Genomic DNA, 14,727 nt, shown 5'->3' on the forward strand with positions numbered 1-14,727 from the left:
TCACTCATCTCTCTAATAATTCAAACATTTGTTCCAGCACCTTCTTATCATCAAACTCATACTTTACGCCTTTAATATCCTGGTACTTTTCATGACCCTTGCCTGCAACAAGAATGATGTCTTCATGTTTAGCAAGACTCACCGCTGTTTTAATCGCTTCCTTTCTATCTGCTATTGAAATAAATTTTCTTCGTGCTGCACTACTCAATCCAAATTCCATATCAGCCAGTATCTCTAATGGGTCTTCACTTCTTGGATTGTCACTGGTGAAAATCACTCTATCGCTTAGCTCACATGCCACTTCACCCATTACCGGGCGTTTGGTTTTATCTCTATCACCACCGCAACCAACAACGGTGATGATCTGCTCATGACCTCTTCTTAATTTTTTGATCGTTGCCAACACATTTTCCAACGCATCGGGTGTGTGAGCATAATCAACAATACCAAGTATGAGATCCTTTGGTGAAATGAGATAATCAAATCTTCCTTCTGCACCGGTGACGCCACTCAATACCTGCAACACTTTCAGTTTATCTTCCTGCAAGCATATAGCTGCACCATATACGGCTAATAAATTGTATGCATTGAATTCACCGATCAAACGGAAATGCACATCATCGTTGTTCACCATCATCTGCAAACCTGTGAGACTGTTCTCCAGTATCTTTCCTTTGAAATCAGCGATGTTTTTCAACCCGTAATACAACTTCTTCGCTTTTGTATTCTGCAACATCACCTCACCTCTTTTATCATCTTTATTACTGATCGCAAACGCATCAGCCCCAAGTCCATCAAAAAAGCTCTTTTTTACTTTGATGTATTCATCAAAGGTTTTGTGATAATCGAGGTGATCGTGTGTGATATTGCTGAACAATGCGCCGGTGAAATGGATGCCGGTAATACGATGCTGATGAATAGCATGACTGCTGCACTCCATGAAAACATAAGTGCAACCGGCATCGTACATCTGTTTTAGTAAGCTGTTTAAACTGATGACGTCAGGTGTTGTGTGTGTTGATGGAAATACTTTATCGCCTACATGATATTCAACCGTTGAGATCAATCCGCATCTGTAACCTAAACCACTGAACAGTTTAAATAATAATGTAGCGATGGTTGTTTTTCCATTTGTGCCTGTTACACCAATCACTTTCATTTGCTCACTCACATTTCCAAAGAACTGGTTGGCCATAAAGCCTGCTGCCTCTGCACTGTTGGCAACCTGTATATAGTTTATATCATCATTCAATTGTTCCGGCAATACTTCACATACCACTGCTATTGCACCCAACTCAATTGCTTTATTGATGAATTCATGACCATCAACAGACACACCTTTAATAGCAATAAAGCAAGTGCCCGGCTTCACCATACGTGAATCGATCTGCAGATCATTCACATCAACATTGGTTGATCCGTGAACACTGCGCAGGTGCACTTTATACAATATGTCTTTTAATTCTGCCATCAGTTGAGATACAACATTATTTCTTGTCCTTTCGCAACAGGCGTACCTGCTGCTATCGATTGATTATTGATTCTACCTTTTCCTGTCACTTTCACTTTTACACCTGCTGTTTCCATTACATACAATGCATCCTTCAATCCCATTCCTTTTACATCAGGTATCAGCTTTTCTCTTGCTTCTGCTGATTGAGGTTGCACACTATTATTCTTCAGGAATGATCTGCGCCAGTTGCCTGCCAGTTGATCGGCGTAGTTAAATCCGAATTGCAATGCGATCACCTGCAGTTCTTTTTTCATTCCATTGAATGTGTACAGCATAGAATCAGCAATGGCAGGTAATTGATAAGGTTGCTGTTCCTGGCTGTATTTATAAAGATGGTCAGCAATTTCTCTGAATACGGGAGCTGCCACAGATCCTCCATAGTAATTAGCTGCATGTGGTTTATTCTTCACCACCACAATGATGGAATACTTCGGCGCTTCTGCAGGGAAATAACCTGCAAATGCTGACTGGTAAACACCATCACGATATTTATATTTCCCGTCATTTACTTTTGCTGTGCCTGTTTTTCCGGCTGCTTTGTATGGAGCAGTTTCAAATTGTTTTTTTGCAGTTCCTTCTGTGCAAACTGCAGCTAAACATTCCTGCAATTGTTTGATGGTTGCTTCACTTGCAATTGCTTCATTCAACACAACAGGTTCATTTTTCCTGATCACTGTTCCGTAACTCCTGATATCGTTTAAGAGATAAGGCTTCATCATTTTACCATTGTTACCAACAGCGTTGTACACCATCAACATTTGCAATGGCGACACCATCAATTCATATCCAAAACCCCATGATGCTAATGTTTGTGGATGCCAGTTTTTCGGTTTTACTTTATTAGGATTACGAATGAGGGGACTAAATTCTTCATTCAGTTCTATACCTGTTTTTGAAGTAAGATGAAGTGCGCTGAAGTGCTTGTAATACTCCTTTGGTTTGCCGGTGTAGTATTGATAAGCCAGTTTACTCATTGCCACATTCGAACTCTGCGTGAAAGCTGTTTTAATACTTGTTACTTCAGGACCATGATGATCATCCACAATGGTTCTTCCATTCAAATTCCAACGACCACCATGTATCGCAATATTATCTTTGATTGTTACATGCTTATCTTCCAATGCAGCGAGCAACGTTACCAGCTTTACTGTTGAACCAGGCTCTGCGGTACGTAATGCATAATTATCTGTTTCGAAATAAGTTCCATCTTTTGTGCGACCGAGATTGGCAATAGCTTTTATTTTTCCTGTTGCCACTTCCATTACAATGCAGGTACCTTCTAATGCTTCGTTGGTGGTCATCGTACGCATCAATGCACGCTCCGTAATATCCTGGATGTTTACATCAATCGTTGTGTACACATCATCACCATTTTCAGGTTCCACTTCAAAACCTTCAACAGGCATCATTACACCACCGGCTACATAACGCACCAGGCGTTTACCGGTTGTACCACGTAACACACTGTCAAATGAACGTTCAAGTCCAACAAGCTTTGAATTTTCACGATACAAACCAATGGTGCGGAAACCAAGCTCGCCAAATGGATTAAGACGTTTTGTTTTTACTTCAGCAATAAAGCCACTCTTGTTACGTCCCAAACGCACCAATGGAAACTCACGCAGTTGTTTGTAATCTTCAAACGATACTTTTTTATGCAGCAGGTAATATCGCTCCTTCTCCTTATAAGCCTGCCTCAATTCCTTTTCATAAGTCGCTGCTGTTTTATCATTAAATAAACCTGCAAGAGCAATACTTAATGAATCAATATTTTCTTTGAAATTCTTTCCGCTTTTTGCACGCAAGCCATCAGCACCAAAATCAATATAAATATCAAATTGTGGTAACGATGTGCTGAGCATACTTCCATCTTCACTATAAATAGTACCACGCTCAGCATCAAGATCAAGGATCTTCGTATGCAGACTATCGCCCATGCTCTTCCAGTAACTTCCTTCTATACGTTGTGTGTAAAAGGCCTTCCCCAAAATGAGGATGCCAAATACACCCAAGCCGAGAAAGCCAAGGTAAACACGCCACAATATGTCTTTTTTTACTTCCATTAATTGTCTTTCAGTTTTGTACTGTCAGTTAATTTGATGGGTTGCTGAATATTTTCTTTTAAACCAATTGGCTCAACTGCTTTTGCTACTTCACTTAACCTGTTCTGGAACATAAGTTTTCCGTTGAGTGTTTTGTACTCATACTCCTGTTCTTTTAATTGCCTTGTGGTTTTATTGATGTTGCGGATGGTGTTATCGGCGTAATGGCCATTGGCGATGTAAATGATCGCCAGCAGGGAGAGAAAGAGAAAGTATGGAACGTTCTTCACGATCCACTGGTAATTCAACCACTTTTTAAAATCGATCTTCGGCTCTTTTACTGCCATTGGTTTGTTTGTAATTTCCTGTGTTCAGTTTGTTTGTTTCTTCAGTTTTTACAAGGGTTAAAGTTTTTCGGCTATTCGTAACCGTGCACTTCTGGATCTTGAGTTCAGTTTCTGCTCTTCAGCCGATGGTTCTATTGGTTTCTTCGAAATGATCTTAAATACCTGTTCTTTTGTTTCCCTTTCAAACGGGTTATACGTTTCCTCTTCAAAACTTCCTTTTTTAAAAAAGTTTTTCACCAATCTGTCTTCCAGCGAATGAAAGGAAATGATAGCCACTCGGGCTTTGGGTTTCAGGATACCGGGCAATTGCTCTAACAATTCTTTCAACACACCTAATTCATCGTTCACTTCAATACGCAATGCCTGGAACACCTGGGCGAAATATTTATTGGGATTACCCTTTACTACCAACTGCAATGCCTGTTTTAACTGCTCAATGGTTTGAAGCGGATTGGTGTTGCGTTGCTGAACGATTGTTGCTGCAAGCGTTTTTGCATTTGTTACCTCACCGTACTGTTCAAACAATTTATGCAGTTGCTGTTGCGAAAAGGTTTGAAGAATGGCAGAAGCGGTAACCGGTTGCGATGGGTCCATCCGCATATCGAGCGGACCATCAAACCTTGTTGAAAAACCTCTTGTACCTTCATCAAACTGGTGACTCGAAACTCCGAGATCGGCTAAGATGCCGTCCACTTTTGCAAAACCGTTAAGTTTTAAAAAGCGGTTGATGTGTTTAAAGTTGTGCGGAACAAAAACAATACGCTCATCATCGGGAAGGTTACGTTTGGCATCCGGGTCCTGATCAAAAGCGATCAACTTCCCGTCTTTACCCAAGCGCTTCAAAATCTCCCTGCTGTGACCGCCGCCGCCGAAAGTGCAGTCAACATAAATGCCATCAGGATCTATGTTTAACGCATCAACAGCTTCCATCAACATTACAGGAATGTGATAAACATCCTGTTGCTGATCGACCTTTTGCGGGTCTGCAGCTTGTATTTTTTTTTGTTTCGCCATCTTTCTTACAACACCGGAGGTTTCACCATCACCTCATTCGCCAGGTTGCTGAAATCGTTGGCTGAAAGGGCTTCAAAGAACTGTTTGTACTTATTACTATCCCATATTTCTATCTTATTTCCCTTGGCAAACAACACCACATCTTTATCAAGCCCTGCAAATTCTTTCAGTTGAGCGGGCACCAGTAAACGACCTGCAGAATCAAGTTCGATGGTGGTTGCTCCATTCAAAAAGTAGCGTTGAAATTGCCTTACCTTCGGATCAAAATCGTTTAAAGAACTGATGTGGGTAAAAATGGGTTCCCAATGTTTAGAATGGTATAAAGAGAGACATGAGTCTAAGCCACGGCTGATCACAAATTGGCTGTTCCACTCTTCCGGCATTTGCTTTTTAAAGCCAGCCGGGAGCAGGAATCGACCTTTTGCGTCGAGCGTAACCTCATATTCTCCCAGAAAACCAATCATTTAAGCGATTTTAATCGAATTCTTACACAATTACACACAAAATAACACTTTTTCCCACTTTCGAACCAAAAGTGTGAAGTTTTATTTTTTCCACAACTCCCTGAGCCTTACTGGCAAAGGACTTGAGGCCATTAAACCCTGATTTTTGTGAAAAGCAATGTGGATTAGCGTGAATAGCTTGTGGAAAACCTAGGATTCATTGTGAATTAAACAAACTGCTATGACCGGTTACTCTGGTACACCACTTATAAAGAAACTCGGAATTACAGATGAGTTGAAGCTCCTCATCTTAAATCCGCCCGGTGGAATTGACGCTTACTGGAAGTTGATCTCAGTTGATTATTCGGCACAACTATGCAAGCCAAAAGAACGGCCAGACTTTATTCACTTATTCGTGACATCGCAAAAGGAATTTCATCAATTATTCAACAAAATTGAAAAGCGGCTGAGCGGCAACGTTAGCCTGTGGGTGAGTTGGTATAAAAAAAGCGCAGGCATACCAACAGATGTTACTGAAGACTGGATAAGGCAGTTTGCTTTAGCTAATAATTTAGTTGATGTGAAAGTATGTGCTGTTACTGAACAGTGGAGTGGTCTGAAATTGGTAATACCGGTTGCGAAGAGATAGTGATTATTTCTTCAATGGCAGATCAACTGTGAATGTACTTCCCTTCCCAATAACACTATCAGCTTTTACTTTACCGCCGTGTGCCTCTACCATTGTTTTTACATAGCTGAGACCAAGTCCAAACCCTTTCACATTATGGACGTTGCCGGTGTGTGCCCGATAGAATTTTTCAAACACACGTGCAAGGGTTTCCTTGTTCATACCAATACCATGATCTTCTACCGTAACACGAATAAACTTGCCCATGTTTTTTGTACTGATGTGCAGTTGAAATGAATCGTCTTTTGAGTATTTCAATGCATTGTCAACAAGATTGTTGATGAGATTGGTGAGATGTACTTCATCTGCATCCATCAGATCATTTGTTGCTGTTAGCTGTACATCAACCTTACCCTGCTTCTCTTCTATTTGTAATTGAAGATTGGTTAATACGTTGCGGATAATATCATGCACATGCAGCTCACGCAGATTCAATTGCACTTCCTGTCGCTCCATTTGTGCTGCCTGCAGAATTGATTCTACATGTTTGTTCATGCGTTTATTCTCATCTTTGATCATGTTTGTGAAGTAACCCAGCTTTTCAGGATTGCCCAATACTTTTTCATTTTTCAAAGCATCAACTGCAAGAGAAATAGTTGCCAGTGGTGTTTTCAACTCATGCGTCATGTTGTTGATGAAATCATTCTTCATATCACCCAATTTCTTTTGACGCAATAATGTGCGAATGGTGAGGAAGAAGGCGGTGATGATAATGAGTGTAAATAAAATTGACCCGGCGATCATCCACCCAAGCGATTGCAGTACATAACTTTTTACATCGGGTACCACAATTACAAATACTTCATCTGGCGCAAGGCTTTCGAGTATACTTCCGCTACTTGCCACCAACGGATACCACGCTTTTAAGTTATGCACGGTATCAGAAGCCATATCCATAAAACGTGGCGACTTTAATTCGTAATGTCCAAATACATTATCACTTGCGACTGCAAATTCAAACTCAGTATCTTTTAAATTATTCCGTATAAAAGCCTTTTGCAGTTTTTCCCTGATCTCGTAAATGGTGAACCTGTTCGTCACAGAAAACTGTTTGTAAATATCATACCCATCACCAGGAAATTTCATACCGGGCATACGGCCAAGATTATTAAACGCATCGCTGCGTTGTACCACCAACTCCTCACCCACTTGCTGGATAACCGCAGACAATTTTTCTTTTAACTGCTCTTCCCGCAAAAAAGCAAGGTTCCGTAACCACGACACCTGTATATAAATGATCCCCATTAGCGACAGCGTGATCAAGGCAATAATGATGGGAAACGTTTTCTTCATTTTTATTGTTTACGGTTGTGCATTTGGCCTTTTTGGGCGATCTGCAAAAATACCTGTGAAAGTAACAGGAAATTGTCTATTTCGAATCACCTGTTTCTTTTAACGAGGCTTTGACAGAACATGTGCAAAAAAATGGAAAATTGAAAATTCCGCTGTAAATTAAGTGTATGATTGAACCGGCTAGTGGCATATTACTCATATCTGATCCATTTTTAAAGGATCCGAATTTTATGCGGACCGTTGTGTTGCTTTGTGAACATGACGAAGCTGGAAGTTTTGGGTTAGTGATCAACCGCACATTTGAACAAACACTTAATGAATTGATCACCGATCTTGAAGGATATACTGTACCTGTTTATTATGGCGGCCCAGTGCAAATGGATACACTGCATTTTTTACATCAACTACCCGATGAGATACCCGGCGGACAGGAAATTACAAAAGGCATTTTCTGGGGAGGTGATTTTGACATGGTGCTGAGTATGCTGAAAACCGAAACACTTGACCTGAACAAAATACGATTCTACCTTGGCTACAGTGGTTGGAGCAACGGTCAATTGAAAGATGAAATGAAAGAAAAAAGCTGGCTAACGGTGAATGCCAGTCGCAATATTGTTTTTCATCAACAAACTGATAATATCTGGAAAGAAGCCGTTAGATCAATGGGCGGAGAATACAGCCAATTGATCAACTACCCTATTGATCCACAGTTAAATTAAACTATTTGTATTAGTGATCCTCAACCTCGGCAATCACTCGCTTGCATAGACAACCCTTCGACGTTGCTTAGAGGAATTACACTTTCACTCTCGAAAAACTTAAACTCTTTACCATCCAGTTGGGTAAAGGTTTTTCAGGCTTCCTGTTTTTTAAATTCAAATACCAACCGATCTTTTTAAGAATAGGCACACGATGTGTTTCTACATATTCGATCCATGTACCATCCGGATCTTCGTTGTAAGAGAAGTGACCTGCTGCTTCGCCCATGTCAAAACTGTTCGCACTATCAACGGTAAATGGAAAGCCATTTTCATTGCAAATACGTTCGTGCTCTTCATATCCATTAATATCAAAGCACAGGTGGATATAACCCTGATCACCCCAATAACGATTTTCAAAAATTTTCTTTGGTGTGCGATCAGTTACTTCAATCAACTCAACATAAGTTGGACCAAGCAATTTTGAAAAAGCACCTTCCTGCTTGCGAGTATGTCCCAGCATCACCCGTTTGAAATGATGTTGCCCACCAGGGATTTTGCTAAACTCATCGTAATGACCTTCATCTAAAAACAATTGCTTGTCGTAACCCAATACTTTTTCGTAGAAAGGAATTGCTTTTGCAATTGAACTAACGCCTATGGTTACGCCACAAACCCCGCCTGTATGTCTTCCGGTATCACCAAACCAATTATCATCAGCCATTACTTCAAAAATATTCCCGTATGGATCTTTTAGAAAGAACGATTCAATACCGCCGGGATTTTCCTTTGGTGCACTCAACAGGTTTAAGCCTGCCTTCTGATATTCAGCATAAGCAGCTTTTACATTCTTGCATTTGATCTTGATCACGAAAATTCCTGTGTCGCCCAATTGTACTTCAAAAGCAGCAGGTTGCGATTTACGACTGCGGTATTCCCAAATTTCAAAACCACCACCGCCTTGCATATTCAACGCAAGAATGGCATAACGCTCATGACCTTCACCACCTGTGTAACGTTTCATCAACTCGGCACGTGCCGCATCTTTAAATACCACCACATCGGTTCCGAAATGTTTGTTGTACCAGATAAATGCTTCGTCGGCGTTTGTTACACCAATACCTACCTGTTGAATACCACTGATGATCCTGCGCATATCATTGATTTTTGAAGTGCGTGAAGATAGGAAAGATGCAGAAAAAAGAGGCTGCTGCAAAGGAAGTTTTTGAACCACAAAGGCACAAAGTCGCTAAGTATCACTAAGAATACAATTTGCTATTCTTTGTGAGCCTTTCTGTCTTCGTGCCTTAGTGGTTCAACTTTTCTAATCAAGCTGTAGTTTCTTTTCCTTCGGGTATTTGACACTGTACTTCATTTCCATTTTCTTCATTTGTTTGGGATCAATGGTATAGGTCCAGGTGATAATCTTTGTGTCTTCATTCAATTTGGCTCCATCATATTCCAGGTCTTCAATTTCTATCTCTTTCAATGTTGAAATGGGAAACTGATCTTCCACAATAATATTCACCGGTACGTTTTTGTTATTGCGAACCGTTATTTCAAACTGCTTTGTATCGGTGCGGTTACCACCCAGGAATTTCTTGCTGCTGAAATCTTTTAACAGTGTTCGTTTAACTGTTATGCCTTTGTCGACACCTAATGAAAGTGATAAGGTATCAGAATCTGTTGATAGATCGAGATAGGATTTACCGAGAAATGTTCCTTCAAAGAACAAATTGGTTTCGCCTGGAATTAAATTAAGATCCTGCCAATTGATAAGTTTGGCAGTTAGGTATGCGGCTTCATCTAATTTAGGTACGGAGTAATATTCATAATAAGCTTCAATACTCTTGTCGTTAATGCTCATCGTATTCACTTTGCCATCGTTATTCACCGTTGCTATTTCTTGTATTTCGTATTGGGTGGTGATGGGTTGGAAAGTAGTAATAACCTGCAAAGGGGTTGATTTGTTTTCCATTTTCAATGATGTTTTTCCTCTTACTTGAATACCTGGAACTGCTCCGGCCAAATCATTTGAAGTTCCATAACCAACCACTACTACTTCCTGTAAATTATTCACAGCGGGTTTCATTGCATAAGAAATAAACCATGGATTAACAAGTGGCTTTGTATTATTATCATTCGGGTTACCGGTTGATAATACCAGTTTGATATTATTCCAGTTCTCGCCACTTGTTTGATACACATTGGCATTCATTTCCAGTTGCAGTTTGCTCACTACATCTTTCACACGAATATTATAAGTAGGATACCATCCTGCTTTTTGTACGAGATAAGTTATTTCAAATGGAACGGTTGCTGTCTCTTTTACATCGGCAAGTACAACAATTTCATTGGTGGAGAGATCGATCTTCCGGCTCATTTCTGTCAATTGATTCAATAGTTTGTTTCGATCCTTATTCATCTCTTCGATTTCTTTTTGCAACAACAGTTGTTGCTTCAATACTTCGGTTAATCTTGCCCGTTGAAAATCGAGTGATTGCCTTAATTCATCAGGTTTGAGTGTAACGGTTGAGCCTGCTATCTGCTGATTTTTGATGAGCATACTTTCTTCCTGTTTGAACACCTCCAGCACTTTTGATGTAAGACTGATCTTATCATTCAACTGAGAGAATTTCTCCTGCGTTGTTTTGATCTCTTCACTTACTTCCTGTTCTTTCAGGTAATCACGCTGAACACGCACCGACAAAATAGTGAGCCTGCCATCGGCCTTTACCTGCACACTTTGTTTTTCAATATCGGTGGAGATACCGGTAAACACGATCTCCTGCTTGCCGGCAGAGATGGATTGTTTCACTGTTCGTTTAACCTGTGCTCCTTTCATAAACACCGTTACCTGATCCATTTTTGTTTCAACAGGAACACGTTTTACCGATTGAGCGGTTAATGTAATTGGGAGAACATAAAGAAGAATTTGCAGCCATTTCGTTTTCATAAACAATTGTTTTATGAACGATGGATGCAGATAGAAATGTAATTACATAAAAAAAGTCCCCCGTTGAACGGAGGACTTTCAAAACTTATCTAAATCTGTTTATACAGCTTCAGTTCCTTCAACCAGTACTGTTACTTTATTGTTCAGCACTTCTACAAAACCACCCTGGATCTTATACAGTTCGTTGCGGTTCTTTTCAACCAGGATCTTTAATTGTCCTGCTTTCAACGCACTTACCAATGGAGCGTGGTTATCCAGCACTTCAAAGCTACCGGCAATACCGGGCAACTGTACACCAATTACCTCGCCGCTGTATGTTTTTCCGAGTGGAGTTAATATTTCTAAATTCATTGTGTTTTTAGTTTGTGGTTTTTAGTTTCTAGTTCCTGTTAATCAACTAACCAACTATAAACTGTTTAACCCTTGGCTGCTGCCATTAACTTCTTACCTTTTTCGATGGCATCTTCAATCGTACCAACGAGGTTGAAGGATGCTTCAGGATATTCATCCACTTCACCATCCATGATCATGTTAAATCCACGGATCGTGTCTTCGATGCTTACGAATACACCTTTCAAACCGGTAAACGCTTCCGCTACGTGGAATGGTTGAGAAAGGAAACGCTGTACTTTACGTGCACGGAATACAGTCATTTTATCTTCTTCACTCAATTCATCCATACCAAGGATTGCGATGATATCCTGCAATTCCTTGTAACGCTGAAGGATCAACTTCACACGGTTTGCAGTGTTGTAATGTGAATCACCCACAATTGCAGGAGTAAGGATACGTGAAGTAGATTCCAACGGACTTACCGCAGGATAGATACCTAAGTCAGCAATCTTACGATCCAATACGGTTGTTGCATCCAGATGAGCAAATGTTGTTGCAGGTGCCGGATCGGTCAAATCATCTGCAGGTACATATACCGCCTGTACAGAGGTAATTGAACCGTTACGGGTTGAAGTGATACGCTCCTGCATCAATCCCATTTCCGTTGCAAGTGTTGGTTGGTAACCTACCGCTGAAGGCATACGGCCTAACAACGCAGATACTTCAGAACCAGCTTGTGTGAAACGGAAGATATTATCAACGAAGAACAAGATATCTTTTCCTTTACCAGTACCATCTCCATCACGGAAGTACTCAGCGATTGTTAAACCAGAAAGAGCCACACGAGCACGTGCACCTGGAGGTTCGTTCATTTGTCCGAACACGAAGGTTGCTTTTGATTGCTTCAAACCTTCCATATCCACTTTGCTCAAATCCCATCCACCTTCTTCCATGCTGTGTTTGAAATTGTCGCCGTAGTTCATGATACCGGCTTCAATCATTTCACGCAACAGATCATTTCCTTCACGGGTACGCTCACCTACACCGGCAAATACCGACAGACCACCGTAACCCTTTGCAATATTGTTGATCAATTCCTGGATCAATACTGTTTTACCTACACCGGCACCACCAAACAAACCGATCTTACCACCTTTTACATATGGTTCGATGAGGTCAATTACTTTGATACCTGTAAACAGGATCTCGTTGGTTGTGCTCAATTGTTCGAAAGCCGGGGGCTTGGCGTGGATAGCACGACCACCTTCTTTGCTCACCTGTGGCAAGCCATCGATCGCATCGCCTGTTACATTAAATAAGCGTCCGCTGATAAGTTCGCCGGTTGGCATTGTAATGTTCTTACCGGTATCAACCACTTCCATACCACGAACGAGGCCCTCAGTACCGTCCATCGCAATGGTACGAACACTGTCTTCACCCAGGTGCTGCTGTACTTCCATTACGAGTACATCACCATTGGGGCGTTTAAGTTCAAGAGCGCTGTAAATTTCGGGGAGTGTGCCGTCGAACTGAACGTCTACAACGGCGCCGATAACCTGTTTTACCTTACCAGTATTGGCCATATTGAATGTATTTAAAAAAGAGAGTTTTAAAACTGGCCGCAAAGGTAAGGGGCTGAAGGGGAAATGAAAAATGGAAAATAGGATAATTTAGAAATGAGGAAAACTTTGGAAAAAGCCGAAAACGGCTGGTTACAATTGTTTTGAGTTGGGGCTTTCGGCATTCCTATCCCTCATCAACTTTTGTCCCGGCCATTCGCTTTTAGTCCCCCGCATTAGGCGGCGGAGCTACCGCTGCTGTCCGGCAGCCCGTGGACCTGTTGCCCATTTCAACAAATAACAGCCGCCCTTTTCAAAACTTTTTGCTCCCTTTGTGGTTATACAAGGCCAATGTTTAAACTTAAACTGAGAATCATGAAAAAAATGTCGTTCCGTTTTCTGCTGCCTGTTCTGGCAATTGTTGCCCTGGCAGCCTGTAATAATGAAGAAGTAAAAACAACTGCTGAAACCAAAGAACCGGCTTTAAAAGAGGAAAGCATTACCTACACAGGTGATAGCATTACCATGAATGGTTTTGTAGTGTATGATGAGAATATTGAAGGTGCCCGCCCGGCAGTTTTGATCGTTCCCGAGTGGTGGGGCTTGAACGATTATGCGATGATGCGTGCCCGTGAGCTGGCGAAGCTCGGTTACATCGCCCTGGCAATGGATATGTATGGTAATGGTAAAGTGGCAGATAATCCTGACAGTGCAGGTGCAGCAGCCGGTCCATTCTATCAAAACCCGCAAATGGCCAAGACTCGCATGGAAGCTGCTATTGCAAAACTGAAAAGCTATCCGCAAACGGATGGTACTAATATTGCAGCTATTGGTTATTGCTTTGGTGGTGCCATGGTGTTAAACACTGCCCGCATGGGATTGGATGTAAAAGGAGTGGTTAGTTTTCACGGCAACCTGGTAGGCACTCCATTAAATAAAGATCTGCTGAAAGCTAAGATCCTGGTTTGTCATGGTGCTGCTGATCCTTTTGTTCCTGCAGCAGAAGTTGCAACCTTCAAACAACAAATGGATTCTACCGGTATCACTTATACATTTAAAGAATATGCCGATGCGGTTCATGCATTCACTAACCCCAACGCTACAGCCATGGGTGAGAAATTTAAAATACCGATCAAATACAACGCTGCTGCCGATACAGCCAGTTGGAAGGATATGAAAGAATTTTTTACGTCGCTGTTCCAACAACAGTAATCATCAGTCGATTGATGTAGGGGGCTTTCGCAGGAAGGCCCTTTTTTAAAATAGTAATTTCACTGAAACTACTACCCGGTAAACGCATTTATCTGAATAGTTTACACAGTTACCAAGTTGCAATTGATAAAACGAGCTTTTATTAGCGATGGTAATTAGTTTCACCGAAACAAAATCAATTGTATCTCATGAAAAATTACTTCTTCGCAGCTATCGCTGCCTCATCTCTTCTGTTTTCCTGCAAAAAGAACGACAAAACATCCTGTGACAACACTGTTGCTGCACTTGCTGGTAATTACAAAATCACAAAAGTAACTTTGGCTGGTCAAGACATTACTCAACAAGCATTTTTTGATGTTTGTTTAAAAGATGACGTTTTTCAACTTAAAGCCGACAAAACTTTAACTTATGATGATGCTGGTACACTTTGTAATCCGCCCGCAGATGGCACAGGAACTTGGGATGTAGTAAGCGGACGCATTACCGTTACTCATACTGGCGGTGGAGACGATTTTGATGGTACCGTAGTTAACAAATGTAATAGCTTCGAGGTATCTGAAAGTTTCGGTGGTCAAACGCTTGTTACTACTTTTACTAAGCAGTAATTTCTAATTTATTTTTGTAAAAAA

At 41.1% G+C, this 14,727-nt stretch carries 14 protein-coding genes; 4 read left to right on the forward strand and 10 right to left on the reverse strand.

The annotated features are described in order from the left end of the window. Positions 1-4 precede the first annotated feature (4 nt). The 5 genes from H4075_RS16865 to mraZ are packed head-to-tail and all read right to left on the reverse strand — an operon-like array spanning position 5 to position 5,380. Positions 5-1,471 (reverse strand): UDP-N-acetylmuramoyl-L-alanyl-D-glutamate--2,6-diaminopimelate ligase, encoded by a 1,467-nt coding sequence (locus H4075_RS16865; RefSeq protein ID WP_182801995.1) that lies wholly within the window; start codon positions 1,469-1,471, stop codon positions 5-7. Beyond that, on the reverse strand, positions 1,471-3,576 hold the full coding sequence (locus tag H4075_RS16870; protein ID WP_182801996.1) for a penicillin-binding protein: 2,106 nt from the start codon (positions 3,574-3,576) through the stop codon (positions 1,471-1,473). Before H4075_RS16870 ends, H4075_RS16865 begins: the two co-directional genes overlap by 1 nt. Then, a complete protein-coding gene (locus H4075_RS16875; RefSeq protein ID WP_182801997.1) occupies positions 3,576-3,902 on the reverse strand; it encodes an FtsL-like putative cell division protein in 327 nt (108 codons plus the stop codon). Before H4075_RS16875 ends, H4075_RS16870 begins: the two co-directional genes overlap by 1 nt. A gap of 57 nt (positions 3,903-3,959) precedes the next feature. Then, positions 3,960-4,916, reverse strand: coding sequence for a 16S rRNA (cytosine(1402)-N(4))-methyltransferase RsmH (gene rsmH, locus H4075_RS16880; protein ID WP_182801998.1), 957 nt, complete (start codon positions 4,914-4,916; stop codon positions 3,960-3,962). 5 nt (positions 4,917-4,921) lie between these two features. Then, positions 4,922-5,380 (reverse strand): division/cell wall cluster transcriptional repressor MraZ, encoded by a 459-nt coding sequence (gene mraZ, locus H4075_RS16885; protein WP_182801999.1) that lies wholly within the window; start codon positions 5,378-5,380, stop codon positions 4,922-4,924. Positions 5,381-5,600: 220 nt separating this feature from the next. Here mraZ and H4075_RS16890 point away from each other — a divergent pair, with 220 nt between their 5' ends. Next, on the forward strand, positions 5,601-6,008 hold the full coding sequence (locus H4075_RS16890; protein ID WP_182802000.1) for a DUF3052 domain-containing protein: 408 nt from the start codon (positions 5,601-5,603) through the stop codon (positions 6,006-6,008). A gap of 3 nt (positions 6,009-6,011) precedes the next feature. On the opposite strand, the gene H4075_RS16895 is transcribed toward H4075_RS16890, so the two are convergent. Next, positions 6,012-7,340, reverse strand: coding sequence for a sensor histidine kinase (locus H4075_RS16895; RefSeq protein ID WP_182802001.1), 1,329 nt, complete (start codon positions 7,338-7,340; stop codon positions 6,012-6,014). Positions 7,341-7,507: 167 nt separating this feature from the next. On the opposite strand from H4075_RS16895, the gene H4075_RS16900 reads away from it, so the two are divergent. Continuing rightward, positions 7,508-8,059, forward strand: coding sequence for a YqgE/AlgH family protein (locus H4075_RS16900; RefSeq protein WP_182802002.1), 552 nt, complete (start codon positions 7,508-7,510; stop codon positions 8,057-8,059). Positions 8,060-8,135: 76 nt separating this feature from the next. On the opposite strand, the gene H4075_RS16905 is transcribed toward H4075_RS16900, so the two are convergent. The 4 genes from H4075_RS16905 to atpD all read right to left on the reverse strand — a co-directional run bounded on the left by H4075_RS16905 (position 8,136) and on the right by atpD (position 12,910). Continuing rightward, complete coding sequence (locus H4075_RS16905; RefSeq protein WP_182802003.1) at positions 8,136-9,194, reverse strand: VOC family protein; 1,059 nt, start codon at positions 9,192-9,194, stop codon at positions 8,136-8,138. 168 nt (positions 9,195-9,362) lie between these two features. Further along, positions 9,363-10,994 carry a DUF4139 domain-containing protein gene (locus tag H4075_RS16910; protein ID WP_182802004.1) on the reverse strand — a complete coding sequence of 544 codons (1,632 nt, stop codon included), beginning with the start codon at positions 10,992-10,994 and terminating at the stop codon, positions 9,363-9,365. Between the two features lie 99 nt (positions 10,995-11,093). Beyond that, the gene (gene atpC, locus H4075_RS16915; RefSeq protein WP_182802005.1) at positions 11,094-11,345 is read right to left on the reverse strand and encodes an ATP synthase F1 subunit epsilon; all 252 of its coding nucleotides are present in this window, start codon (positions 11,343-11,345) and stop codon (positions 11,094-11,096) included. 65 nt (positions 11,346-11,410) lie between these two features. Then, entirely contained in the window at positions 11,411-12,910 is a 1,500-nt protein-coding gene (gene atpD / locus H4075_RS16920; protein WP_182802006.1) for a F0F1 ATP synthase subunit beta, read from the reverse strand. 351 nt (positions 12,911-13,261) lie between these two features. Here atpD and H4075_RS16925 point away from each other — a divergent pair, with 351 nt between their 5' ends. Together H4075_RS16925 and H4075_RS16930 are read left to right on the forward strand one after the other, a co-directional pair. Continuing rightward, positions 13,262-14,098 (forward strand): dienelactone hydrolase family protein, encoded by an 837-nt coding sequence (locus H4075_RS16925; RefSeq protein WP_182802007.1) that lies wholly within the window; start codon positions 13,262-13,264, stop codon positions 14,096-14,098. Positions 14,099-14,286: 188 nt separating this feature from the next. After that, the gene (locus H4075_RS16930) at positions 14,287-14,703 is read left to right on the forward strand and encodes a lipocalin-like domain-containing protein (protein ID WP_182802008.1); all 417 of its coding nucleotides are present in this window, start codon (positions 14,287-14,289) and stop codon (positions 14,701-14,703) included. Positions 14,704-14,727 lie beyond the last annotated feature (24 nt).

It is taken from the genome of Lacibacter sediminis, assembly GCF_014168535.1.
GTDB classification, from domain to species: domain Bacteria; phylum Bacteroidota; class Bacteroidia; order Chitinophagales; family Chitinophagaceae; genus Lacibacter; species Lacibacter sediminis.

Excerpts from the sequence above, each read along its gene's own strand:
- H4075_RS16865 (WP_182801995.1), bottom strand. The coding sequence starts at position 1,471 with ATGGCAGAATTAAAAGACATATTGTATAAAGTGCACCTGCGCAGTGTT.
- H4075_RS16870 (WP_182801996.1), bottom strand. The coding sequence starts at position 3,576 with ATGGAAGTAAAAAAAGACATATTGTGGCGTGTTTACCTTGGCTTTCTC.
- H4075_RS16875 (WP_182801997.1), bottom strand. The coding sequence starts at position 3,902 with ATGGCAGTAAAAGAGCCGAAGATCGATTTTAAAAAGTGGTTGAATTAC.
- rsmH (WP_182801998.1), bottom strand. The coding sequence starts at position 4,916 with ATGGCGAAACAAAAAAAAATACAAGCTGCAGACCCGCAAAAGGTCGAT.
- mraZ (WP_182801999.1), bottom strand. The coding sequence starts at position 5,380 with ATGATTGGTTTTCTGGGAGAATATGAGGTTACGCTCGACGCAAAAGGT.
- H4075_RS16890 (WP_182802000.1), top strand. The coding sequence starts at position 5,601 with ATGACCGGTTACTCTGGTACACCACTTATAAAGAAACTCGGAATTACA.
- H4075_RS16895 (WP_182802001.1), bottom strand. The coding sequence starts at position 7,340 with ATGAAGAAAACGTTTCCCATCATTATTGCCTTGATCACGCTGTCGCTA.
- H4075_RS16900 (WP_182802002.1), top strand. The coding sequence starts at position 7,508 with ATGATTGAACCGGCTAGTGGCATATTACTCATATCTGATCCATTTTTA.
- H4075_RS16905 (WP_182802003.1), bottom strand. The coding sequence starts at position 9,194 with ATGCGCAGGATCATCAGTGGTATTCAACAGGTAGGTATTGGTGTAACA.
- H4075_RS16910 (WP_182802004.1), bottom strand. The coding sequence starts at position 10,994 with ATGAAAACGAAATGGCTGCAAATTCTTCTTTATGTTCTCCCAATTACA.
- atpC (WP_182802005.1), bottom strand. The coding sequence starts at position 11,345 with ATGAATTTAGAAATATTAACTCCACTCGGAAAAACATACAGCGGCGAG.
- atpD (WP_182802006.1), bottom strand. The coding sequence starts at position 12,910 with ATGGCCAATACTGGTAAGGTAAAACAGGTTATCGGCGCCGTTGTAGAC.
- H4075_RS16925 (WP_182802007.1), top strand. The coding sequence starts at position 13,262 with ATGAAAAAAATGTCGTTCCGTTTTCTGCTGCCTGTTCTGGCAATTGTT.
- H4075_RS16930 (WP_182802008.1), top strand. The coding sequence starts at position 14,287 with ATGAAAAATTACTTCTTCGCAGCTATCGCTGCCTCATCTCTTCTGTTT.